This is a genomic window from Pseudoalteromonas sp. T1lg48, from assembly GCF_002964785.1.
GTDB lineage: Bacteria > Pseudomonadota > Gammaproteobacteria > Enterobacterales > Alteromonadaceae > Pseudoalteromonas.
Window position 1 is genome coordinate 17244 of the sequence record NZ_PQCC01000018.1, and the last position, 24202, is coordinate 41445.

Genomic DNA, 24202 nt, shown 5'->3' on the forward strand with positions numbered 1-24202 from the left:
AGCCAAGCGTTTTTCGTCCGATTATTTGTCTTGTTATACGTCTTTACTCGTAGGTTGCAATGGATAACCTTCAGGTTGTTTCACATGCTGGCTTTGTGGAAAGTCAAGTTTTGGATTTATGACAAAGACCTTTCCAGTTGGCTCGATTTGTAATTTAAATAACCAATGAGAAAAGTAATATCCCTCACCAAATTTATGATTAATGTAAGTAGGTTTATAAAACCACACATCAATTCCAGACGAAACTCTAACAGCTAGACCAATATAGTTATCCCAACTATCAATAGTTGCTGAAGTACTCTTAGATATAGCAACTGATTTCATAGCCTTTCCTTCACTGTATATAGTGAGGATAATATTTTCATTTGTATTGTTAAATACCTCAAATTTTGATGGTAACGAGCAGGCATTCAATAGAAATACCAAGCTGAAGAAAATGAAAATTCGAATACTAATCTGATTCAAATGAACCATCCTTGAGAATCGTATAACAGATGTGGCTCCGTTTCGCGCAATTATCATTGAGTCGGCTTTACAAGTTGAACTCTTACATAAGTTCGCAAGTATCAAGTGATTAGTGTTGACACCGAGGGAGTCTACATAAGCTAATTAGCGAGACCTTGCAAGGTAGGAGGTAACCCCTATACCGGTGCACTAACAAGTGCTTTAAAAAAATAGTCGTAAATCATACAGTAAAGGAAATAATGTCTGCGCACAATGCGAAGAGGATGCCTCACCAATTCAATCCTTTTCTAAGTATTCCGTCAATGGAAATAACGATATTTCGATACCTTCGGCGTTATGTCGTCACTAAGTCTGCTTTTGATTTTAAAAATAGTTAATAAAAACAATAGATTATTTTAATTTCCCACCTGGCACGGGGCTTGCGATAGGGGCTGTGTTCCCTAGTTAGTAAAAGCAAGTAATATGAAATTTGATATTAAAGAAGAAGACCTGATTATTAAGCCCTATAAGCAATCCGGGCCGATTTATGTGCGTGAGCAAAAGGGGCGCTTTCAGCGTATTCGCCGAGTGCTTAGCTGGTGTTTAATGCTCGCCTTTATCGGGCTGCCCTGGGTGAGTTATGAGGGCCAGCAAGCGGTGTTGTTCGATGTTGCCCAACAACAGTTCAGGATCTTTTCCGCCACCTTTTTCCCGCAAGACTTTATGCTGGTTGCCTGGCTCTTTATGGCCGGGGCCTTTGCGCTCTTTTTTATCACCAACTGGCTCGGCCGTGTCTGGTGTGGCTATCTGTGTCCACAAACCGTGTGGATGTTGATGTATACCTGGGTTGAGCACCGCCTTGAGGGTACCCGCAACCAACGTATAAAACGCGACGCTCAGCCCTGGAGCGCCGATAAACTGGCTCGTAAGGGCGCCAAGCATCTGGTGTGGATAGCCATGGCCTTTTTCACCGCCACCACCTTTATGAGTTACTTTATTCCCGCGCACGAACTGTATAGCGACCTGCTGGGTTTGAGCTGGGGTGGTATCACCTTATTTTGGGTCTTCCTGTTCACCCTGTGCACCTATGGTAACGCCGGCTGGCTGCGGGAAAAAATGTGTATCTATATGTGCCCCTATTCGCGCTTCCAATCCGTGATGTTCGATAAAGACACCTTGGTGGTGAGCTATGATCAAGCCCGGGGCGAAGCCAGAGGACCAAGAAAGCGCAAGGCCGACCCGAAACAACTGGGGTTGGGTGATTGCGTTGACTGTAACCTCTGTGTCGAGGTATGCCCCGCCGGTATCGATATTCGTAATGGTCTGCAATACGAGTGCATTAACTGTGGTCTGTGCATCGATGCCTGCGATCAAACCATGAACAAGTTTAATTATCCAAAGGGCTTAATTGCCTATCGCAGTGAGCGCCAGCAAAACGGTGGCCGGACATCAATTTGGCGCCTAAAACTGGTGGGCTATGCACTGATGACGGCCTTGGTGTTTGTGGTGATGGCTGTTTGGCTCAATGGCCGTACGCCATTGGAGGCTTATATCACCCGGGATAGGGGAGAGCTGTCGCGGGTCGATTATCAGGGCCAGGTGGAAAACCCATATCGCATTTCCATCATCAATAAATCCCAGCAGCCACAGCGCTACACCTTGAGCATAGACGGCTTGGCGCAGGCTCAATTGCAGGTGCATGGCCACTTGTTTTTGCATCCGGGTGAGCAAAAAGAGGTGCCGGTCACGGTTAGCGTAGACGGTGAGTTACTCGAGCGTAAGGTCACGCCCTTTAGCTTTGTGATAACGCAAAGTGAGGGAGAGCAGCAAAGTATTAGTAAGGAAACCCGTTTTTACAAGTAGTTTGGCCAATTACCAGATATATCCGAGCAATAAAAAAAGACCCAGCGCTAAACTGGGTCTTTTTTATTTGAGCCTACTTGGTTTTTTGCCTTAAGCGCTGCTTATAAAGCGCGGACAAAATCCAGGGCTGCGACCACGGCCGCTACCTGGGCGGCGACGCAATTTTCAGGGGTGCTGCGCGGGCTGTCCGGATACACCTCGGTGGTGGTGACATAAGGAGCTAAAGTCAGGCCCATGCAGAGCCCAAGCTTACGACCGGCGTATTCAATCACTCCATGCCCGGAAATGGGCACGCCAATCAACTGATTATTGACATCGGCTTCGGCAATATGAGTAACGGTCGCCACCTTGGCATTGATGGCTTTTTGGAAGTCAGGCTGTGGGCGCTCGGTGTCGGCCACCAGATAAAAACCATCGGGAATATTCCAATTGTTATTGGTCGTGCCTTCTCTGGCTGCCAAGGCCGGGCGGAATTCGGAGTTATCCGTATCCGTGGTTTCATGCAGGTCGATATGCACCAACACATCGCTGCTAAAGGGGGCAATAAAGTCCAGCAGCAGTTGGGACTCGGGGGCCGGCGAGCCCTCATAAAACGAGCGGTTAGGATCAACTGCAGCCGGATTCCAGCGGTTAATGGTTTCATAACCCCAAGGGCTCACACAGGGAACGACAAGAATATTGAAGGCGTCGCTGTGTGCTGGCGCCAGCTCGGCGGCAAACGCCAAAGCACCGTGTACGCCGCTGGTTTCATAGCCATGTACGCCACCGGTCACCAGGGCAATGGGGCGCCCGGGCTGCCAGTTTTTGTGCTTAAGGGCATAAAGCGGGTAGCGATTTTGGTAGTCAAGCTGGCCGTATTCGACGATGTCATACTGGTTGGCCAAAGCCTGGACCTTAGTGACGACCTCATCCTGATAGCTGCGTTGAACGTTTTGTGCTGCCAACCATTGTTGTTTGTGCTCTTCTCCCCACGGCTCGCCCGGCGTGCCAATGGGATAAATGGTGTTGCTCATAAGCCTTCCTAGTGTTCTTTTGTGTTTAGCCGCAGCTTAGAGTCTTGGTGTGGTTTGTCAACCAAATTGCCTTAAGTGGCCAGCGGCATGAGGTGCCTACAGGCGCACTTGTTTGCGCGGCCAACGCCTCAGGGGGTCGCTAGGTGTTCATTAACATAGGCCAGGGCATCGTCAAAATTATCGAAGACAATGTCGGAGGCGGTGTCGGCACGCCCTAGTGAGCGGCGAATTTGCTCTAACTGATTAATGGCGATGGCGGAGTCGATAACAAAGGCGGCGGCCTGACAGCCGTGGGCAAACATCTTCTCGGCCACGGAAACCATGCGCAGTTGCGCCTCCGGCGTGGCAGCGAGCACGTCCATGGAATTGCTAATGTAGGCCCAACGTTGAAGTTGATGCTCTTTAACCAGGGTTTCTAACTGAGTAGCGAAGGTGGCTATCATGCGCTCATTGATGGCACCACTGAATTGGCCGACGATAACATCCCCTTGTCGGGTTAGTTGATACGAACCATTGGCGCCGGAATAATGAAACATACATCCCCCTGTAGTTTGTGAAGGCCAGAATCTAATCACAAGGCGCTTATTGTAACTGCATCCAGGTGTATTTAGGATGCTTTTTTGCGCTTTATTTGATGTGAGCTAGGTTCGATAGATTTAAGTGTAGTCGATGCTTGAATCGCGTTGTTAAAATGAGGTACTTTCAGAACATAATGAACATTTGGGGTTGGTGATGGAACTAACAGACAAAATGCAGGCCTTTGTAATGCACTGTGGCGAAATGGGCAGTCGTTGGGGCTTTAACCGCACCATAGGGCAGATGTATGCGTTGTTACTTATTAGCGAAGAGCCTCTCAGTGCTAACGAATTATCGCAAACCCTGCATATTTCTCGTGGTAATGTCAGCATGGGTATTAAAGAACTCAATTCCTGGCAATTGATCGCCACTCGGCATAAGCCGGGCGATCGCAAAGAATATTACCAGCCCGCAGGCAGCATTTGGCAGATGGCCAATCGTGTGTTTGAACAGCGCCGCAAGCGCGAAATTGACCCAACCTTGAGCCTGCTGCGCGATAACCTGCTCGATGAGCCCAGGGATCAGCAGGAGCGTTATGCCCAGCAACGGTTATTAGAAATTCATGACTTACTGGAAATGATCACCGAATGGGCCTCCGAGCTACAGCGTTTAAGCCCGGAAAAATTATCGACCTTGATGAAGCTCGGTGCCGGCGTTTCGAAAATCCTCGATTTTCGCGATAAGCTCAGCCCCAAGGACCGCACGGAGTCCTGAGTTACTCATTTATTAGCCTGAAAAGCACAATAATACTAAACGCGTATATCTATATAACGAAAGAATTGAGGTGTTTTTGCGCAATTAGGTTAATAATTAGTTATAGGTTTCCAGCCAAAGATAACCAATCTCGCTCGTCGAGTTGGTTTTCTTCTTTTTTGGCCCTTCTTAATTTTCCCCACGCCTTGTACCTGCTCGCACAACACTAGACAAATGGCCGTCTAGCCGCTAACGTAAACCGGTTTATAACAACAAGAATGGAACTTTTATGCTTAAAAGAACACTGGCTGTGGCCGTGTGTGTGGCCCTAACCGGCTGCAACGACAAACCGGCGGCAGAAGCAAGCGCACAAAAAGAACAAAAAGTAGAGCAAACTCAGGTTGCCCAGGCGGCCATCAGCTACCCAACCACCCGTAAAGGCGATGTCGTTGACAGCTATTTTGAGCAGCAAGTGGCAGACCCATACCGTTGGCTTGAAGACGATATGAGCAGCGAGACGGCACAATGGGTTGAAGCGCAAAATAAGGTCACTTTCGGTTACCTTGAGCAGATCCCTTTCCGCGACGAGCTTAAACAACGTCTTAAGACCCTGATGGACTATGAAAAGGTGAGCGCGCCGTTCACCGAGGGTGAATACACCTATTTCTATAAAAACGATGGCCTACAAAACCAATACGTACTGTATCGCCAAAAGGGCGAAGGTGAGCCAGAAGTTTTCCTAGACCCGAACACCTTTAGCGCCGATGGCACCACCTCACTGGCCGGCATCAGCTTCAGCGAAGATGGTTCTCTCGCAGCCTACCAAATCTCAGAAGGTGGCAGTGACTGGCGTAAAGTGATTGTTCTTGATACCAAAACCAAAGAACAAATTGGCGAGACCTTGGTCGATGTGAAGTTCAGCGCTATTTCTTGGTTTGGTAACGATGGCTTCTATTATTCAAGCTATGACAAGCCCAAGGGCAGTGAATTGTCGGCGAAAACCGACCAACATAAGCTGTATTACCACAAGCTGGGTACGGCACAAAAAGACGATGCCCTTATTTTTGGTGGCAGCGATGAGCAAAAACACCGTTATGTTGGCGCCGAGGTGACCTCGGATGCGCGCTTCCTGGTAATCTCAGCGGCCGTATCTACATCGGGTAACAAGCTGTTTATTAAAGACTTAAGCAAAGAAGACAGCGAGTTGGTTACCATTATCGATGACCTGACTTATGACAGCTCGGTACTGGATAACAAGGGCGATACTTTGTTTATCGTCACTAACAAGGATGCACCGAACAAACGTGTGGTGACCGTTGACAGCAAAGATCCAACGCCTGAGAACTGGCAGGATCTTATTCCAGAAACCGAGAATGTGCTGAACATCTCTAAAGGCGGCGATTATTTCTTTGCCCGTTACATGGTTGATGCCATTTCTCAGGTGAAGCAGTTCGATAAGACCGGCAAGCTGGTACGTGAAATCGCCTTGCCAGGCCTGGGCACGGCATCGGGCTTTAGCGGTAAAAAAGATCAAACCACCCTGTATTACAGCTTTACCAACTATAAAACTCCAAGCACCATCTTTAGCTTTGATGTAAACAGTGGCGACTCGGCCGTGTATAACGAGTCTGGCGCCCAGTTTGATCCAGCACTGTACGAGTCTAAGCAGGTCTTTTATAGCTCGAAAGACGGTACCAAGGTACCTATGATCCTGACCTATAAAAAAGGCACCGAGCTCAATGGTAAAAACCCAACCATTCTTTATGGTTACGGTGGCTTTAACGTGAGCCTGACTCCTCGCTTCTCGGCCACTACGGCGGCTTGGTTGGAGCAAGGCGGCGTCTATGCGGTGGCGAACCTGCGTGGCGGTGGTGAGTACGGTAAACAGTGGCATAAAGCCGGTACGCAAATGCAAAAGCAAAACGTATTTGACGACTTTATTGCCGCGGCCGAATACCTGATCGCCAACAACTACACCTCAAGCGATTACCTGGCGGTACGCGGTGGCTCTAACGGCGGTCTATTGGTTGGTGCGGTGATGACGCAACGCCCGGATCTGTTTAAGGTTGCCTTACCTGCGGTAGGGGTACTGGATATGCTGCGCTATCACACCTTCACCGCCGGTGCAGGTTGGGCCTACGACTATGGTACGGCGCAAGACAGCAAGGAAATGTTTGATTACCTTAAGGGCTATTCTCCGGTACACAATGTAAAAGCGGGCACCAGCTACCCGGCGACTCTGATCACCACGGGCGATCACGATGACCGCGTGGTTCCAGCGCATTCATACAAGTTTGCCGCCGAGCTGCAATCGAAGCATGAGGGCGACAACCCGGTGATGATCCGCATCGAGACCAATGCCGGTCACGGGGCGGGTACGCCAACCAGTAAGATTATCGAGCAGTATGCAGATATCTATGGCTTTACCTTGTATAACATGGGTATTAAAAAGCTTTAATACCCAGTAAGTTATGCTAGTTTGAAAGCCGAGCCTTGGTGCTCGGCTTTTTCGTTTTAGGGATATGACAATGCCATTAGCCTCCTTTAAATCACCCAGACTCGAACACCAACCCTTGCGCCAAGCGCATTGGCCGCTGTTTGCAGCGCTTCATCAAAACCAAGAGGTGATGCGCTATGTCGCCGACTTACCCTCACACGCACTGATAAAAGAGCGCTTTGAAGCACGCTTGGCGTCACAGGCAACAAGTGATAGCTGGCATACCTGGGCCATAGTCAACGAAGATGGCCAGGAAATCGGTGTGACCGGCTTTTTACCTCAAGAGAGACAGGGTGCGGAACTAGGCTTTTTACTTCTGCCCGAGTATCAAGGCCGGGGTTATGGCCAGGAGTCATTACAAGCCTTGCTGATCCATGGCGAGCGGCGTTTTGCAATTGCTCAATATCGGGCTACGGTTACTGCAGGCAATCTTGCATCGCGAGCACTGTTGCTTAAATGCGGCTTTATCCAGCTCGCCAGCGCCCGCAATGGCTATTGTATTGGCGGTGTTGAGGTGGAGGACTGGTTATTTCAACTGAGCTTGTAATCGCAGTAAACGTTTTTTATTGTGCATATACGCACAGAGCCTAGCGCCATGGCGCCATGTTCACGGACCAATCGCTGGGATAAGCTAGAGTAAACGAGGAGTAAGAAGTATGTTGAATAATACCGAGCATGGCTATGGCTGGATGCACATTGCCTTGCACTGGCTGGTGGCTCTTGCCGTCTTTGGGCTTTTTGGCCTGGGTCTGTATATGGTCGAATTAAGCTACTACGACAGCTGGTACAAGGGATCGGTTGACCTGCATAAAAGCATAGGCCTGACATTGGCACTGCTTTTTGTTCTGCGGCTAGTGTGGCGTTTAACTCAGGCACGACCTCAGCCGGTGGACAGCAGCTTAACATGGCAAAATCGTGTGGCGCACTGGGTTCATATCACGCTGTACCTGGTGTTGATCGTGGTTATGGTTTCCGGGTACCTGATCTCAACCGCCGACGGTCGTGGTATCGAGGTATTTTCCTTGTTTACTGTTCCCTCGCTAGGGGAGTTTGTCGACAACCAAGAAGATATTGCCGGCATGGTGCACGAATACGCGGCCTGGAGCCTGGTTATTCTTGCCGGTTTACATGCCCTGGCGGCCCTTAAACACCATTTTATTAACCGCGACCATACGCTGGTGCGTATGTTGAAAGCGAAAAAAGGAGACTAATGTGAACAAAGCTCTGACTAAATTAACTATGGCTGCGGCCTTGGTGGCTGCCAGCGGTGCTGCCAGTGCGGCGGATTATGTTATCGATACCCAGGGAGCTCATGCCTTTGTGAATTTTAAAATTCAACACCTTGGCTATAGCTGGTTACATGGGCGCTTTAACACCTTTTCCGGCGACTTCAGCTACGATGCGCAAAAGCCCAATGACTCTCAAATCAAGGTGGTGATCGACACCGCCAGCATCGACTCAAACCATGCCGAGCGAGACAAACATTTGCGCAGTGCTGATTTCCTTAATGTGAAGGCACATCCTAAGGCCACCTTTGAAAGTACCAGTATCGAGTTTACGGACGCCGATAATGCCAAGGTAACCGGTGAATTCACTCTCAATGGTGTGACAAAAACCATCAGTTTTGATGTTAACAGGGTGGGTGAAGGTAAAGATCCGTGGGGCGGCTATCGTGCCGGCTTTAACGGCCATACACGCTTTGCCTTGGCCGATTTCGGTATCGATCAAGACCTGGGTCCGGCGTCAACCCATGTAGAAATTGAACTTTCCATTGAAGGCGTACGTCAATAACCTTCTTTCGCACACGCCTACAGCGCTTGTTGTAGGCGTGGCTTCAGCGCGGTGGGCAACCATTGCAACATCACCTCCTTGTAGGCCTGACTGCTTACCACCTGTTGCAGTGCCGGCGCTAAAATCTTGACCTGCTGTTGACCTAATTCATTGTTGCTACAAGCGATATAGCCATAGCTTAAGGCCGGTGCTTCGGTGATAGGGAAAATACTGAGCTGCTCATCTACACCCATTTTCTCGCTGAGGTACTGATATTCGCTGGGATAACTCAGCAAAATATCGAGCCGCTTTTTGGCCAACATATAGGTCAGACTGGCAAGCATATCGCGTCCGGGTCGGGTTGCTATCTGGGATTTAGGGACCTGGGCTATCACCTCATCCAACTCATTGCCGTAGGAGCGTCCCATGGGCAGACCTAAACGCAGATGATGTTCACCGAGTAATTTAGTTAGAGATTGGGGGGCACCCGGAGTTAAACCCAATTGCCGTGCCACCTCTTTGTGCATAACCAATGCCGGCGACAAGCCTATGGTGGAATACTGCTCACTAAAGTGTAGCTCCATCAGCCTTTGGCTGGTTTTATAAAGAGATACTAAGCAGTAGGTACTTTGCGTATGGCGCAGCTCCGTTAGTAAATGACTACTTGGGATAGCCATAAAATTAAAGTGATAATCCGGTAGTTGCTGCTGCAGTAAATTGATCACTTGCTCATCCCGGCCTTGCCCGGCATTGGCACCATTGAAAATATAGTAAGGTTCGAAATCCAGGGTCAGCCAGGTAATGGTTTTGCTGCTTTGCCCAAAACTGGCGCTAGAAACAATCAGGGTGAAGCACAGGCACAGGCTTCGCTGGAGACGTTGTCGGAGATACCACATACAAGTTACCGCTAATGTAAATCAACCCTTTGAGTCTAGCACCGGTATTACCCCAGGCACATGAAATATATATAAAAATGTAAATATCTTGCTCAGCAATAGCTCTTTGTGGCTATTAATATCATGAATAATCAACACACTAGCTTGAAATTAGCAAAGTAACTAAGACCTTGGTATAACTAAAAAAACAACCTTCCGGAGCCCCCTATGACACAAGCACAGAGCGTGGCGGTAGCCTATATTGACGGCGATGGCATTGGCCCCGATGTGATGCCCCTGGTGCGCGAGTTAGTGGATCTCGTGCTCGAGCGCTGCTATGGCGGTGAGCGGCAAATTCATTGGCACTGTTTACTGCTTGGTGAGCAGGCGGCTCGCGAAGGCGATGGTGAATGGTTTCCGCAGGCCACCATATCGGCACTACGTGAACTCAAGGTCGCACTGAAAGGGCCGATGAGCAGCGCCATTGGTGGTGGCTTTCGCTCACTGAATATTGCCCTGCGCGAAGAGCTGGATTTATTTTGTAACATGCGGGTGATCAAAGCCTTACCCGGCTTGCCTTCGGCGCTAAAAAATCCTGATGGGATTGATTTGGTGGTGTTTCGCGAGTGCAGTGAGGATAGTTTTGCCAGTATAGAGCTGGCCGCCAATAGTCCCGATGCCGAGCGGCTCATTGAGGTGCTGGAGCAGGAGCTGGGATATCATAGGCTACGGTTTATCGATGACTGCGCCTTGGCGATAAAAAACTGCTCTCGGGCGGCCACCGAGCGTCTGATCAAAGAAACCGTCGATTACGCCATTAAACAAGGGCGCACAAAAATTACCCTGGTGCATAAGAGCAATGCCTGGCAGCTCACCGAAGGACAATTTCAACGCTGGGCCCTCGATTACTTAAGTAAAGAATATCAGCTGACCCAGAGCGAATGTCAGCAGTACTACCTATTGCCCGGTACCGACGGCACTGAGATCCAGGTTGAACAGATGATGTTGGATCAGGTGATGCAGCGACTGCCGCGACAAGCGGCCGCGTTTGATGTCATAGTGTGCAATAACCTGGCTGGGGATCTTATAGCTGATTTGGCGGCGTCCCTGGTAGGCGGAGTAGGAATAGTGCCCAGTGTGAACTGTAACCACGAGTTGGCACTGTTTGAACCCAGCCATGGACCATTTCGGCGCATTGCCGGCAGCGGCTTGGCCAATCCCTGTGCCAGTGTGTGGGCGGCGGTATTGATGCTGCAGCATTTGCAGTTGGACCGGGCGGCCTCAAGCCTGTTCAGTGCCTTAACAAAGGTGATCGCCAGCCATGAGCAGTTGTTTCAGCTGGACACTCGCAATAGCTTAGAGCAGGGCGTACCGACCAAGCAGGTGATTGCCGCCCTGGTTGAGGCTTTGCCATGCTAAACAAAGCCCCATTTGTTTTCCATTAAGCGGCAATCGCTCCTTGCAGTAATTGGCGGGCGCGGACGCGCGCTGGATCCTTGCTGCCTAATCGGGGTGCGAGGCCAAGTTCATCAAGAAGGATAAACAGCATGGTGACCGGGATGGGGCAGTTGTTTTCGTCAAGAATATCGGCCTGAGTAGTGTTAACGCTGGCGGCATTGGGGTAGTGCTCACGCAGTGCATCCAAGGTCACGCTATTGTCGCCACAAGCGCGGCAGCGCCCACCAAACTCATCATTGAGTTGTGCGAGGGCTTGATAAAATTCCTCAAGAGTCATGGCTGAGGCACAGGCTTGCAGCTGGGCACGAATAAAAATGTCTAACTCGGTATTAATGTGAATGCAGTCGTAGTGTTTGTATTGGCGTCGTAGCATGGGTGCCTCCATCGGCTTGTTGTTGCTATAACTCTACCTTAGGGGGAACCACTCTATTAATAAAATGGATAACATCGATATTTGGTATTTATAGCGTAAATTATCTGGTCAGCCCCTACGCATAGCATTGTAATTGTTGTCTGAGCCAGATATGGGCCGGGCCGTGGTGCACCAGTGGACTCCATAACATGGACACGCCAATGGGCACGATGGGAAAGGGTACGGCGCACAGGGCTAAGGGCGCGTTACTTTGGGCGATAATATGCTCCGCCAGGCGCCTTGGCAGGGTGGCGATTAGCTGCGAGTCTGCACACAGTGCGGGGATCAGGCTGTGATGGCGGGCATAGACGCGAATATTACGACGTTCGCCTAGTTGTACCAAAGCCTGATCAACCCAGCCTAACTTTTGTGGCTCGCGATTTTTGATCATTGGTTCGGGGCCAAAGCCGCTGCGGTTAAGCCACACATGCGGGCTAGCCAAATAGGTTTCTAGGTCCAGTCTTTGCTGTATTGGATGCTGCTGCGAGCTCAAGCAGCAATAGTTATCCCGCCATAATGTGGCCTGATGAAATGAGGCGGGCATGCGGGTAAAACGATCGATGGCAATATCAACCTGCCCATGTTCAAGCTCACTTAAGGTGACATCGCTGGGGTTTATCAGATCGATATTAATCCCTTGGTAGGCGCTTAATACCTCGCTGATAAAGGGAACTAACAAGGAGGCGACTAAAAACTCATTGGCCATAATGCGAAAGGTATGTTCGCTGCTACTGGGGTCAAAGTCTTGTTCTGGTGTGGTGATCGCCTGCGCCACTGTAAGAAAGTGTTCCAGCTGAGGCTGCAGAGCCAGCGCTTTTTCGGTACACATCATGACACTGCCACTGCGTACCAGCAGGGGATCAGCAAATAAATCGCGAAGCCGTTTCAGGGCGTTGCTCATGGCACTTTGTGTGAGCGCCAAACGGTTTGCGGCTGCCGAGACGCTGCGCTCCTCGATTAGGATATGCAAATACACCAATAGATTAAGATCGACCTGACGTAAGTTCATACTTTATACACAAGAATATTATCTAACCAATACTCTATCCTAGCCGTCATGATAAAGCTAACCACAGCAACGGCTTAAGGTATTTTCATTGTTGATAATGATTATTTGCCGCTGCTCGGGATAGCAGAAAAGGAAAATAGGGGGGAAGCGTTGCGGTGATGGCAGAGGGCATAAACGGTAAAAAGGCGCCAACTCGGCGCCTCAGTATTTATGCACTTTGGGCTGAGCTCATGCCATCACCCATGTACTTTTTTGCTTCTTCGTCGTCCTCCGAGCGTAAACGCTCAAGCTCCGCATGGGTTTCCGCCAGGCTTGATTCCAGTTCGCTAAGACGGCTCTGCGCCAGGGTCGCACTCTTAGAAAGGCGCTCCAGCGTTGACGTTGAATTTTGCTTCAAGAAGGTGATTTGTTCGCCTAGGCGTTTGTTCTCATCAATAATACCCTGAGCTTCAGAGTCTTTATTCGCTAAGCGCTCTTCGAGCTCTTTGATCTTCTGCTGGTATTGATCGTTACTGGCGGTCAATCGCTCGATGGTTGAAGCGGAGTTATCTTTTAAGAAGCGTACCTGCTCATGCAATTTTTCATTATCCTGCTGCGCTTGAGCATGTGTTTCTTTAAGCTCTTGCAGCTCCTGAGTCTGGCCTTTATTTTGCTCACGTAACTGACGAATGTCTTCGCGCTGGCTCTCCTGGTGCTTGGCGGCAATGGCGCTTTGCTCCTTGAGCATGCTATTTTCATTCTTCAGGCGCTCAACTAAAGGCTGTTGCTCTTCTAATTGCTTCTGCAGACGTTCAATTTGAACGTCGATATCCGATTTTTCTTGCTCTAGCTGTTTGTGCTTGTGCGCAAGCTCGTCACGTTGCTGCTGTAACTCGTCGCGCTCTTGGGCCAGGGCCGCATAATCGTTATCGAAGTTATCGATGCGCTGTTGCATCGTCGCAATTTTTTGTTCGTTTTCCGATTGGGCTTCTTCAAGGCGCTGTTCTACGCCAGCGAGTTGATCTTGATGTTGTTCTAGCTCTGCGGCTTGAGCATCAATTTGCTCTTGGCGGGCGGCAATTTTTTCGTTTAATTCTTCGTTTTGCTGGGATAGTTGCTGATACTGCTGTTGCAAGTTATCTAGGCTTTGCACCGCCAGTTGCTCTGCCTGAATCATTTGTTCTAGCTGTGCCTGTACCGGGGCGAGCTGAGCATTGGCAAAAGCCTGAGACTGTGCCTTAAAGGCCTGAACAAATTGGTCGGAAAACTCAATATCGAGATCGGTCGCCTTGGCGGGTTGGGGTGCCTCTTGTGGACGAGCGGAGCGATCCTCGCTGCGCCATTGGCGGTAATGTTCAAGCACGCTAGAACGGTCTCCGTTAACACGTTGTAATAAAATTTCCAGTGTAATTGGTGTACCGGCGTGATGTAGTTCATCACAAACGGCTTTAATTTCATTATATTGAGTCATCAATCTATCCTCCCAGCAGATATTTAGGATAGCATTAAAACAGCCACTGGTCAGAAAAATTCTAATAAAAATATTCTAGTTAATTTCGCAGCGGCGGCTAATAATTACTATTTTAGTTGTAGTTCTATCCTTATAGGTACTACCTCAATCATACTACGACAATTTGGTATTACACAATGCTAACAATTGATTTAAATGAAAATAAACAGCCAGTTATAGTTGAGTCAGCAAAGGTTCAGGCAAAGGCCGGGCAATTACTGATAAAAGTGCGCGCAGCGGGCGTTAATCGCGCCGATTTATTGCAGCGTCAGGGTAATTACCCACCCCCACCGGGTGACAGTACCACTTTAGGATTAGAGGTGTGCGGCGAAGTGGTGGCCGTGGGCGAGGGAGCTGACAGCAAGTGGCAGGGTCAACAGGTGATGGCGCTGTGTGCCGGTGGTGGCTATGGCCAATATGTGGCCGTGGATCAGGGTCATTGCCTGGTGTTACCCGCCAACTTCAGTGCCGAGCAGGGGGGCGGCTTTTGCGAGGTGTTTTTGACCGCATTCGATGCCTTGCGGCAGTACCCAGGATTTGGTGTCGGTCATACCCTCCTAATACACGGTGGTGCCAGCGGGGTCGGTACCGCCGCTATCAAGCTGGCCAAGTATTTTGGCGCCAAGGTGGTGACCACCGTTGGCAGCGAACAAAAACGCCAGGCCTGTTTGCAGCTCGGCGCCGATGTGGCGATTAATTATCGGCAATCCGATTGGTTAGAGGCTATGCGTGCAGAAAATCTCAGCGCCGACCTGGTAATAGATCCGGTTGCCGGTGACTACCTCAATGCCGACCTGAAAGTCTTGGCTCAAGACGGCAAAATAGTGATTCTGGCCATGCTAGGCGGGCGCTATTGCGAACAATTGGATGTCGCCAGGGTGCTACAAAAACGCGCATCCATCATAGGCTCTACCTTGCGTAATCGCAGTAGCGAGTATAAATCGGCGTTGGTAAAAGAGCTGCAGCATAGGTGCGAAGCGGGCATGCTGAGCGGTGAGATAACGCCGGTAATTGATTCCCTGTTCCCTTGGGAGGAGGTGGAACAAGCGCATCAGCGCTTAGCGCAAAACGCCAATATAGGTAAGGTGATCTTGGTGCATACATAGAAAAGGCCAGCATTAAGCTGGCCTTTTAATCTGTATACTGACAGGCAGTAATGCTTACATCACGCGCATGCCCGGCTTGGCACCGGCATGAGGTTCAAGAATGTAGATTTCATCCTTGCCTGGGCCTGCCGCCAGCACCATGCCCTCGGAAAGACCAAAGCGCATCTTACGCGGTTTAAGGTTGGCCACCATTACGGTGTGTTTGCCAATCAGCTGCTCCGGGCTATATGCCGATTTAATGCCCGCGAATACCTGGCGCTGGTGACCACCCAGATCCAGGGTCAGTTTAAGCAGCTTGTCGGCACCTTCAAATGCTCGGCGTTGGCGATGAGGGCAACGCGCAAGTCCACCTTGGCAAAGTCATCAAACTCGATCTCATCCGCCAGCGGGTCTTTTTGCAACTCGCCGTTGTCGGCTACTTGCTCTACCGCCTGGCTTTGTGGTGCAAGGCTTTCTTTTGATTCATCGACCATGGTATTAACCTTATCCATTTCGACACGCTGCATCAGCGCTTTAAATTTATTGATAGGCTGACCTAGCAGCGGCTTATCGACACTATCCCATGCCAGCTCATCGTTTAAGAAATCGCTCACATTGGCGGCCATGCCCGGCAAAATTGGGCGCAGATAGGTCATCAGGATACGGAACAGATTCAGACCAACGCTGCATACCTCATGGGCTTGCTGCGCCGTGTCTTCGTTTTTAGCCAAAACCCAAGGCGCTTGCGCATCTATGTATTGGTTGGCCTTATCCGCCAACGCCATAATGGTGCGTACCGCACGACCGAATTCACGGTTTTCATAGTGTTCGGCTATGCTTTCTTTGGCCGCGGCAAACTCGGCCAACAAGGCCGGCTCGGCATTGGTGTCGCTTAGCTTGCCATCGAACTTCTTGGTGATGAAACCGGCACAGCGGCTGGCGATATTGACCACCTTACCGACAAGATCCGAGTTAACGCGCTGGGCGAAATCTTCCAGGTTTAAATCCAAGTCGGTGATACCACCGCTTAGCTTGGCGGCAAAGTAATAACGCAAGTATTCAGGGTCGAGATGATCCAGGTAAGTACGAGCCTTAATAAAGGTGCCTTTTGACTTAGACATCTTGGCGCCGTTAACGGTTACAAAACCATGGGCGAAGACATTGGTCGGCTTTCTAAAACCGGCGCCTTCAAGCATGGCTGGCCAAAACAGGCTGTGGAAGTAAATAATGTCTTTACCGATAAAGTGATACAGCTCAGCGTCGGAATCTTCGCGCCAAAAGGCATCAAAGTCGATACCGTTTTTATCACACAGGTTTTTAAAGCTGGCCATATAGCCGATAGGGGCGTCCAACCACACATAGAAGTATTTACCTGGTGCGCCTGGAATTTCAAAACCGAAATAAGGTGCATCGCGGCTGATATCCCACTGCTGCAGGCCATCGGCAAACCACTCGTCAAGCTTGTTGGCCATTTCTTCTTGAATACTGCCCGAGTGCAGCCAACCTTTAAGCATGCCTTCAAAAGCAGGCAGGTCGAAGAAGTAATGCTCGGAGTCGCGCAGCACAGGGGTGGCGCCTGACATCGCAGAGCGTGGTGATTTCAGTTCGGTCGGCGAGTAGGTGGCGCCACAGACATCACAGCTGTCGCCGTTTTGGTCTTCTGCATCACAGCTTGGACAGGTGCCGGTTACGAAGCGATCCGGTAGGAAGATTTGCTTTTCCGGGTCGAATAACTGCGAGATGGTGCGCTTTTTAATATAACCACCATCGTTAAGGCGGTTGTAAATAAGCTCGCTTAGCGCCTTATTCTCATCCGAGTGGGTGCTGTGGTAGTTATCAAACTCGATATTAAAATCGGCAAAGTCACGTTGGCGTTCAACGCTAACCTTGGCAACCATTTCCTCAGGGCTGATCCCTTGTTTTTGTGCGTTAAGCATGATCGGCGTGCCGTGGGCATCGTCGGCACACACATAATAGGTTTCATGTCCTTGGGACTTTTGAAAGCGAGCCCAAATATCGGTTTGAATGTACTCAAGCATGTGGCCCAGGTGTGTAGGACCGTTTGCATAAGGCAGGGCGCTTGTAATGAGAATTTTTCTCTTTGCCATAAGGTGCTTATTCCATCTCAGATAGGATCACCCAGATCATCGACTCAAGGCGCTGTAGCGCGATGAAGTTTCGGTGCCTAGGGTGAATAGACTGGTGTTAATGCCCTGAATGTTACATAATTTGGCGGCACATTTCATTACGCTTCTTTAATTATTTATGCAGTTACTATGTTTGGATTAGGCTCAGGTAAAAAACCCTCTTTGTTTTCAAAACGCCGGGGTTCACAATGGCAGGAAGAATATAGGCAACATCTGGGTCGCTATCGCAGCGCCGCCTTTCCCGTAGGGGTGCCAGAGACCGCGGTACAGGCCAGCAGCGAGCAAGGTTTATGCAAGCTTGTTATGCCCTTCGCCTGTGCTCAAGAAGCGCCGGAACTCGGTGCCTTTCTAAGCGAGCAATTGAGCCGCCAAATAGAGGTGGCAATTGACGTTCAGTTGGCTGAAAAACCGCGATTTGCCAACATTAAACACATTATTATGGTTGCCTCCGGCAAGGGCGGGGTGGGTAAATCCACCTGCGCCGTCAATTTGGCCATGGCGCTGCGCCATGAAGGTGCCCGCGTCGGTATTCTTGATGCCGATATTTATGGTCCTTCTATTCCCTTGTTATTGGGCCTGCAAGGACAGAAACCTCAGGCCAAAGACGAGAAAACCCTGCTGCCCATGAGTGCCCATGGCTTAAAAGCCCAGTCCATTGGCTTTTTGGTGGACCCGGACGATGCCACCGTTTGGCGCGGGCCCATGGCATCACAAGCCCTGGTGCAACTGCTGAATGAAACCCAGTGGGGGGAGCTGGATTATTTGGTCGTGGATATGCCTCCAGGCACTGGCGATATTCAGCTGACTATGTCGCAAAAGGTACCGGCATCCGGGGCGGTGATCATCACCACTCCCCAAGATTTAGCCTTGGCCGATGCGCAAAAAGGGGTGGCCATGTTTAACAAGGTGAACGTGCCCATTATTGGTTTGATGGAAAACATGAGTCAATTCCAATGCCCTCACTGTGGTGAGTCGAGCCATATTTTCGGTGCCGATGGTGCGGTGCAACTTTCGCAACGCTACGGCGTGCCTATATTGGCGCACTTACCGCTGGCGATGGAAATTCGCCAGTGCTCGGAGCGCGGCGGTGACCTAAACGAGCAAGATCAAAACATGGCGGCACATTTTGCCGCGGCGGCGCGCCTGTGCGCCAGCCAACTCTATTATCAACAAGGCGCTCATCAGGGCGTAGAAATTATTATAACGGACGACTAACCATGCGTTTATCAGATACCCATATAAAAGAATACCTAAACGATCAGCGCATCGTGATCACCCCGCAGCCCGACGAGCAGATGATCTCAGGCGTCAGCGTCGATTTGCGCCTGGGCAATAAATTTCGCGTGTTTCAGGATCACTGCGCGCCGTATGTAGACTTAAGCGGCCCTAAAGAGCAGCTTAACGCGGCGATGGAGTCCATTATGAGCGATGAAATCGTCATCAAAGAGGGCGATGCGTTTTTCCTGCACCCGGGTGAGCTGGCGTTGGCCATTACCTATGAATCTGTGACCCTGCCGGCTGATATCGTTGGTTGGCTCGACGGTCGTTCGTCATTGGCCCGTTTAGGTTTGATGGTGCATGTGACCGCACACCGCATCGATCCGGGCTGGAGCGGCAATATCGTCCTAGAGTTTTATAATTCCGGCAAGCTGCCTTTGGCGCTGCGCCCGAATATGAAAATCGGCGCACTGAGCTTTGAAACCCTGTCAAGCCCGGCGGAAAAACCCTATAACGCGCGTGTAGATGCCAAATACAAGGGCCAGAACAGTGCCCTGGCAAGTCGCATCGGTGACGAAGGCCAGCAGTAAGCTCGCTTCCTGTCTCTTGGCCGCCCAAGTCTTCAGGGCGGTCCTACCCTTATCCCAGTGATTGCCCCAAAAGGGTAAAATATTCCCGAAAACACGGCGCCAGCTTTGCCGCCTCGGCGGCATTGGGGTAGGCGCCTAGCTTTGCTAATTCCCCTTGCTTGGTGCCACTGACCAAATACTGGTTTTTAATCTCGGCATTTTGTACATAGTGTTCAAAAGCGCGAGCACTGAGTTCTTCAGGCATGGCCAGATAATATTGACCGGCGCCGGCATCGAGCTGTGCGCAGCGTTGCAAGTAGGCCGAGCTATCCGTTTGCTGCTCATTTAAGAGCGTTAGGGTTAAGAGTTGCAACAAGGGTTGATTAAGGCGATGCCCATTGTAGTCATTGCGGGTGAGCCAGAGTTTACTGGCAAAGGCGCGCTGCGGCGTCGGCCCGGTAAACAAGAAACGGCTGATGTAGTGATCAAATGCATGCCACCATTCATGGGCAAAGGCGCCGCTGCCGGCGTTTTTAGCCAGGGCTATGGTGCGCGTGCTGCTGTGATAATGAGCTTGGACACCAAGGCGTCCGCCCTGTGCGAAGGCCAGGGTTAAGGTCTGGCGCAGGCCAATGACCTCGGGAGGAACCGCCAGAATTTGGGTGAGATCCGCTAAGGCATCATAAACCAGATTAGCGGCTCGTTGACGCTCTACATTATTAACCCAGCGTCCCACACTGATGGCACGCAGGCCAAAGGTGGTACGCACCTCACTAAAGTCTACGTCTACGCCAAAACGATAGTCCGGACCGCGGCGGTACTTGTCCGCCATAAGCGATGAACTCATTTTTGATAACGTTGCTTAACGGCATCGGGCATCTGCTTTGTTTGCATGGTGACAAACCCATCAAGCAAGTGCAGTAGCGGGTTGGTATCCAGACCTTCGAGATGATGTAAACAATAGGCGCTGGCTTCAAGGGTCGACAGGCTTTGCTCACGATTGGCCTTACGAATATGGTAGCGGCTGTGGGGAACCTGGTCGAAGCTAAGGGTTTTTAACTCATGTAGCCAGGGATTTTGTTGGCATAACCTATGCACCTTACTCCAGGTGCCATCGAGGACAATAATGTGCTCAAGGGGCGTATTGATATGCTCCACCGGCTCGGCTGTTGGACCGGGATATAACAATGCACAGGCCTGTTTGGAAATGGCGCGCACCTCGGTGAAATCCTCGGGGAGCTCACCCACGCACAGCTGCACATTAGTCAATCCCAACTGCAAAAGTGGCGTGGTACTTTTAGCCTGTTTTTGCTCATGAGGATGCTGCAATACCCAAAGCTTAATACGGTTGTTTACTTGGGTCACAAAGGGGCACACACAGCTGCTGGGTGGATAATGACACTGAGAACAAAGAGGACGAGCCATAGCAAAAAGTATGTGTTACTGGTTGATGACGCCATTGTACTGGTTTTAGTTATTTGCTCCAAGTTACGCATTTGCTATCCTTTGCCGAGCCACTGATAAACGAGGGAAAGGGAACATGGACATAAAAATTGATCAATCAGCCTTATCGGCGATGCAGGACTTACTCGGTGAGCATTTTGATGAAACCCTCGCATTTTGTTTTAGTGAATTTAGCCGCTTACATGGTGCCTTTAAACAAACCTTGGGCAAGGAACAAAGCGATGCCATTCGTTATATTCACAGCCTAAAGTCCAACGCCGCCCAATTTGGTGCCATCACCTTGGCGGACACGGCTAGAGCCATCGAGCATGGCTTGGCCGAAGGCCAGCAACAGGCGTTGCAGACGCAGATCGACGCACTTCCCAGTGCCATAGAGCAAAGTATTGAGCTGATAAAGCAGTGGCAACAACAAAGTTGAAATTAATTCATAGCTAAGGGCATATCACATATAGCTATTTCCCGCTTGTGCCGATAATCTAACGGTAATAATTTGAAGGGGGAAAGCATGTCAGAAATTTTAAAAAGTCAGAAGTTACACGGTGTTTGCTACGATATTCGTGGGCCCGTGTTGGCTGCCGCCAAGGCCATGGAAGATGAAGGGCAAAAGGTACTTAAGCTTAACATCGGCAATCCGGCGGCCTTTGGCTTTGATATGCCAGAAGACATGCTTAAAGACATTATTCGTAACCTCAGCTCGGCTCAGGGCTATTGCGATTCCAAGGGGTTATATTCGGCGCGGGTGGCCGTCTATCAACATTATCAACAGCGTGGTTTGCATAACCTCAGTATCGACAATATTTTTATCGGCAATGGGGTGAGTGAGCTTATCCAAATGGTAACCCAGGCCCTGGTGAACAATGACGATGAAATTCTTATCCCGGCGCCGGATTACCCCTTATGGAGTGCCTGTGTGACCCTGGCCGGCGGTAAGGCGGTGCATTATCGTTGTGATGAGCAGCAGGACTGGTTTCCCGACATCGACGATATTCGCAGCAAAATCACCTCAAGAACCAAGGCCTTAGTGCTTATTAATCCAAACAACCCCACGGGGGCGGTGTACAGTAACGACCTGCTGCTGGAGTTGATCGCTCTGGCTCGTGAACATAACTTGCTGTTATTGAGTGACGAGATTTACGAAAAAATTCTCTATGATGGCACCACCCACAGCTCTATCGCCTCCTTGTGTGACGATGTGCCGGTGATCACCTTTAATGGCTTGGCGAAAACCTATCGCGCCGCCGGTCTGCGTATCGGCTGGATGGTGCTAAGTGGTCCGACTAAGCGTATGAGCGACTTGATCCAGGGGTTAGACATGTTGGCCTCCATGCGCTTATGTGCCAATGTACCGGCTCAATACGCGGTGCAGCAGGCTCTTGGTGGAGTGCAATCCATCGATGCCCTGATTGAGCCCGGTGGACGTTTATACGAGCAGCGCAATATTGCCTGGCAGGGCCTGAATGATATCGAAGGGGTGAGCTGTGTGAAGCCCAAAGGAGCCCTGTATGGTTTTGCCAAGGTCGATACCAAGCGCTTTAACATCAGCAACGATGAAACCATGGTGTTGGATCTGCTGACACAGGAAAAAATTCTGCTGGTTCATGGCCGTGGCTTTAACTGGCCGGAGCCAGACCACTTCCGTATCGTTTTCTTGCCCCATAAGGATGAGCTGGCCCCGGCGATGCAGCGTTTAGGTCGCTTCTTTGAGCGTTATAAACAAGATTAGGCACAAGCCTTGGGCCTTAGCCATATACTGAGGCTAAGCGCCTGGCCAAATAAAAAAAGCAGCGCGCTGGCGCTGCTTTTTGGTTTTTATGGAGTCTTCATTCCGGCGCGCAGAGCGTGAGCACATAACGCTCATAGAGCTCATCAAGATGGGGGAGGATCTCGTCTTTTCCCGCCACCTCAGATTTATTAAGGGCGTCGGCTATGGTGGCCGGGGTTTGCCAACCTTGTAACGTCTCGGCACTGCTTATATGGCTGATATGCCAAGGTTCAGCGGCAACACCGCCCAGGTATTTTAGATAGGGGCGATAGAACCCCAGTTCATGCAGATGTTCGCTTAACCAGGCGTTGAGGGTGGCAAAAGGGCCGTTTGAGGCATATTCGTCAGGGTTCAGTTGCAGTTGATAATCCTCAGCCACAGTACTTGGGTCCCACACATCAAAATCACTGCCGAAATGGTGGCGACTGGCTCCGGGCAACGCCGAATAAAGCATGATGGCATGCAGGCGCTCTATCGCGGGCAAGGCAGTGAGATCGACTAGCTGTTGTGTGGCATCGTAAACCGGACGCACGCCCAGGTACTTGTTGTTCCAAATCATGGCCTGGCGGGAAAAGGAGCGATACCCGGAGGCAATACGCAGGTCAATACCATCGCCCTGAGCAAGGCGTTGCAAGCGCTGGAAATCCGCCAACGCTTCACGATTTAGGCGATGACCTTGCCAGTCACACAAATGGGACTCGCTGCGCCCGGTAGCGCATAATGCCAGGGTCATGTTAGCAACCGCCTTAAGATCCCTTCGTAAATCAGCGCCAGTTTGTCTAAATCGTCACAGCTGACACATTCATCGACCTGATGAATGGTGGCGTTACGTGGCCCCAGTTCAATCACCTTGGCGCCAGTTGGGGCGATAAAGCGACCGTCCGAAGTGCCGCCACTGGTTTGTAGTTCAGCCTGATAGCCCATTTGCTCTTCAATCGCCCCTTGCACCGCGGTGGTTAACTCGCCCGGCTCGGTGATGAAGGGCTGGCCGTTGTGAGTCCAGTCGATATCGTAATTGACCTTATGCTCTGCTAAGAGAGCCAACACTCTGGATTTGATCTGCTCTGCACTCAGCTCGGTGCTGTAACGAAAGTTAAATTGCACCTCCAACTCGCCTGGGATCACGTTGCCGGCACCGGTGCCCGCATTGATATTGGAGATCTGCATGCTGGTGGCGGGGAAAAATGCGTTGCCATCATCCCACTTTTCCTGACACAAGGCCTGCAAGAAGGCAGTGGCCTGATGCACTGGATTCTCGGCCAAATGGGGGTAGGCCACATGACCTTGCTTGCCCTTAACCGTTAAATACGCGGTGAGCGAGCCGCGGCGGCCATTTTTGACCACATCGGCGAGCTTGTCGGTGGAAGAGGGCTCGCCGACGATGCACATATCGATTTTTTCATTACGCGCTTCCAGGGTGTCAATGACCCGGGTGGTGCCGTTGATAAAGGGGCCTTCTTCATCCGAGGTGATCAAAAAGGAAATTGAGCCCTTGTGTTCGGGATGGTTGGCGACGAAGCGCTCGGTGGCCACCACCATGGCTGCCAAAGAGCCCTTCATATCGGCAGCGCCGCGGCCATGCAAATAGCCTTCATGCTCGGTGGCCGCAAAGGGCGCAAAGCGCCATTTTTTTTCATCGCCCACCGGCACTACATCTGTATGTCCGGCGAAGCATACATTGGGCTTGCCCTGACCCTTACGCGACCAGGTGTTAAGGGTATCGACGAAAAACATCGGCTCATTGGTAAACCCTATCTTCGCTAAGCGCTCGGCGATAACATGCTGGCAGCCGGCGTCTTTAGGGGTCACCGAAGGACGGCGGATTAACTCTTTGGCCAGGTCTATGACTGCACTCATG

Annotated in this window: 23 protein-coding genes and 1 pseudogene; 12 read left to right on the forward strand and 12 right to left on the reverse strand. The window is 50.6% G+C overall.

What is annotated here, in order from left to right; translation table 11 throughout:
• Positions 1-33 precede the first annotated feature (33 nt).
• The gene (locus C2M29_RS16585) at positions 34-324 is read right to left on the reverse strand and encodes a hypothetical protein (protein WP_158684696.1); all 291 of its coding nucleotides are present in this window, start codon (positions 322-324) and stop codon (positions 34-36) included.
• 603 nt (positions 325-927) lie between these two features.
• On the opposite strand from C2M29_RS16585, the gene ccoG reads away from it, so the two are divergent.
• Complete coding sequence (gene ccoG / locus C2M29_RS09345; RefSeq protein WP_105189529.1) at positions 928-2307, forward strand: cytochrome c oxidase accessory protein CcoG; 1380 nt, start codon at positions 928-930, stop codon at positions 2305-2307.
• 101 nt (positions 2308-2408) lie between these two features.
• Here the strand turns inward: ccoG and C2M29_RS09350 are convergent, their stop codons facing one another.
• Both C2M29_RS09350 and C2M29_RS09355 read right to left on the reverse strand, forming a co-directional pair.
• Entirely contained in the window at positions 2409-3320 is a 912-nt protein-coding gene (locus tag C2M29_RS09350) for a M14 family metallopeptidase (RefSeq protein WP_105189530.1), read from the reverse strand.
• A gap of 128 nt (positions 3321-3448) precedes the next feature.
• Positions 3449-3856, reverse strand: coding sequence for a hypothetical protein (locus C2M29_RS09355; RefSeq protein WP_105189531.1), 408 nt, complete (start codon positions 3854-3856; stop codon positions 3449-3451).
• Between the two features lie 196 nt (positions 3857-4052).
• Here C2M29_RS09355 and C2M29_RS09360 point away from each other — a divergent pair, with 196 nt between their 5' ends.
• From C2M29_RS09360 to C2M29_RS09380, 5 genes are all read left to right on the forward strand, one after another.
• Complete coding sequence (locus tag C2M29_RS09360) at positions 4053-4610, forward strand: GbsR/MarR family transcriptional regulator (RefSeq protein WP_105189532.1); 558 nt, start codon at positions 4053-4055, stop codon at positions 4608-4610.
• 268 nt (positions 4611-4878) lie between these two features.
• Positions 4879-7047 (forward strand): prolyl oligopeptidase family serine peptidase, encoded by a 2169-nt coding sequence (locus C2M29_RS09365; protein WP_105189533.1) that lies wholly within the window; start codon positions 4879-4881, stop codon positions 7045-7047.
• Positions 7048-7117: 70 nt separating this feature from the next.
• On the forward strand, positions 7118-7633 hold the full coding sequence (locus C2M29_RS09370) for a GNAT family N-acetyltransferase (RefSeq protein WP_158684697.1): 516 nt from the start codon (positions 7118-7120) through the stop codon (positions 7631-7633).
• A gap of 109 nt (positions 7634-7742) precedes the next feature.
• Entirely contained in the window at positions 7743-8297 is a 555-nt protein-coding gene (locus C2M29_RS09375; protein WP_105189535.1) for a cytochrome b, read from the forward strand.
• Position 8298: 1 nt separating this feature from the next.
• A complete protein-coding gene (locus C2M29_RS09380) occupies positions 8299-8877 on the forward strand; it encodes a YceI family protein (protein WP_442792547.1) in 579 nt (192 codons plus the stop codon).
• Between the two features lie 17 nt (positions 8878-8894).
• Here C2M29_RS09380 and C2M29_RS09385 read toward each other — a convergent pair whose 3' ends face one another.
• Positions 8895-9752 (reverse strand): TIGR02285 family protein, encoded by an 858-nt coding sequence (locus C2M29_RS09385; protein ID WP_105189536.1) that lies wholly within the window; start codon positions 9750-9752, stop codon positions 8895-8897.
• A 207-nt stretch (positions 9753-9959) separates the two neighbouring features.
• Between C2M29_RS09385 and C2M29_RS09390 the strand changes: the two genes are divergently transcribed.
• Positions 9960-11150 carry an isocitrate/isopropylmalate family dehydrogenase gene (locus C2M29_RS09390; protein ID WP_105189537.1) on the forward strand — a complete coding sequence of 397 codons (1191 nt, stop codon included), beginning with the start codon at positions 9960-9962 and terminating at the stop codon, positions 11148-11150.
• A 22-nt stretch (positions 11151-11172) separates the two neighbouring features.
• Here C2M29_RS09390 and C2M29_RS09395 read toward each other — a convergent pair whose 3' ends face one another.
• From C2M29_RS09395 to C2M29_RS09405, 3 genes are all read right to left on the reverse strand, one after another.
• Positions 11173-11562, reverse strand: coding sequence for a hypothetical protein (locus C2M29_RS09395; RefSeq protein WP_105189538.1), 390 nt, complete (start codon positions 11560-11562; stop codon positions 11173-11175).
• A 115-nt stretch (positions 11563-11677) separates the two neighbouring features.
• Entirely contained in the window at positions 11678-12610 is a 933-nt protein-coding gene (locus tag C2M29_RS09400; RefSeq protein WP_105189539.1) for a LysR family transcriptional regulator, read from the reverse strand.
• Positions 12611-12818: 208 nt separating this feature from the next.
• Positions 12819-14060, reverse strand: coding sequence for a hypothetical protein (locus C2M29_RS09405; protein WP_105189540.1), 1242 nt, complete (start codon positions 14058-14060; stop codon positions 12819-12821).
• A 176-nt stretch (positions 14061-14236) separates the two neighbouring features.
• On the opposite strand from C2M29_RS09405, the gene C2M29_RS09410 reads away from it, so the two are divergent.
• Complete coding sequence (locus C2M29_RS09410) at positions 14237-15205, forward strand: NAD(P)H-quinone oxidoreductase (RefSeq protein WP_105189541.1); 969 nt, start codon at positions 14237-14239, stop codon at positions 15203-15205.
• Positions 15206-15259: 54 nt separating this feature from the next.
• Here the strand turns inward: C2M29_RS09410 and metG are convergent.
• Positions 15260-17292 (reverse strand): annotated as a pseudogene (gene metG, locus C2M29_RS09415) (methionine--tRNA ligase).
• A 168-nt stretch (positions 17293-17460) separates the two neighbouring features.
• Between metG and apbC the strand changes: the two are divergent.
• Complete coding sequence (gene apbC / locus C2M29_RS09420) at positions 17461-18546, forward strand: iron-sulfur cluster carrier protein ApbC (RefSeq protein WP_105189542.1); 1086 nt, start codon at positions 17461-17463, stop codon at positions 18544-18546.
• Positions 18547-18548: 2 nt separating this feature from the next.
• Positions 18549-19139: a dCTP deaminase gene (gene dcd, locus C2M29_RS09425; RefSeq protein ID WP_105189543.1), complete on the forward strand. Its 591-nt coding sequence runs from the start codon at positions 18549-18551 to the stop codon at positions 19137-19139.
• 49 nt (positions 19140-19188) lie between these two features.
• Here dcd and C2M29_RS09430 read toward each other — a convergent pair whose 3' ends face one another.
• Together C2M29_RS09430 and C2M29_RS09435 are read right to left on the reverse strand one after the other, a co-directional pair.
• The gene (locus C2M29_RS09430; RefSeq protein WP_105189544.1) at positions 19189-19965 is read right to left on the reverse strand and encodes a CLCA_X family protein; all 777 of its coding nucleotides are present in this window, start codon (positions 19963-19965) and stop codon (positions 19189-19191) included.
• Positions 19962-20543 carry a tRNA-uridine aminocarboxypropyltransferase gene (locus C2M29_RS09435; RefSeq protein WP_105189545.1) on the reverse strand — a complete coding sequence of 194 codons (582 nt, stop codon included), beginning with the start codon at positions 20541-20543 and terminating at the stop codon, positions 19962-19964. The genes C2M29_RS09430 and C2M29_RS09435 overlap by 4 nt, the downstream gene beginning before the upstream one ends.
• Positions 20544-20658: 115 nt before the next feature.
• Here C2M29_RS09435 and C2M29_RS09440 point away from each other — a divergent pair, with 115 nt between their 5' ends.
• Both C2M29_RS09440 and C2M29_RS09445 read left to right on the forward strand, forming a co-directional pair.
• Entirely contained in the window at positions 20659-21000 is a 342-nt protein-coding gene (locus C2M29_RS09440; RefSeq protein WP_105189546.1) for an Hpt domain-containing protein, read from the forward strand.
• Between the two features lie 87 nt (positions 21001-21087).
• Entirely contained in the window at positions 21088-22305 is a 1218-nt protein-coding gene (locus tag C2M29_RS09445) for a pyridoxal phosphate-dependent aminotransferase (protein WP_105189547.1), read from the forward strand.
• Between the two features lie 97 nt (positions 22306-22402).
• Here the strand turns inward: C2M29_RS09445 and C2M29_RS09450 are convergent, their stop codons facing one another.
• Both C2M29_RS09450 and dapE read right to left on the reverse strand, forming a co-directional pair.
• A complete protein-coding gene (locus C2M29_RS09450) occupies positions 22403-23077 on the reverse strand; it encodes a M15 family metallopeptidase (protein ID WP_105189548.1) in 675 nt (224 codons plus the stop codon).
• The gene (dapE, locus tag C2M29_RS09455; protein ID WP_105189549.1) at positions 23074-24201 is read right to left on the reverse strand and encodes a succinyl-diaminopimelate desuccinylase; all 1128 of its coding nucleotides are present in this window, start codon (positions 24199-24201) and stop codon (positions 23074-23076) included. Before dapE ends, C2M29_RS09450 begins: the two co-directional genes overlap by 4 nt.
• Between the last annotated feature and the right edge of the window lies 1 nt (position 24202).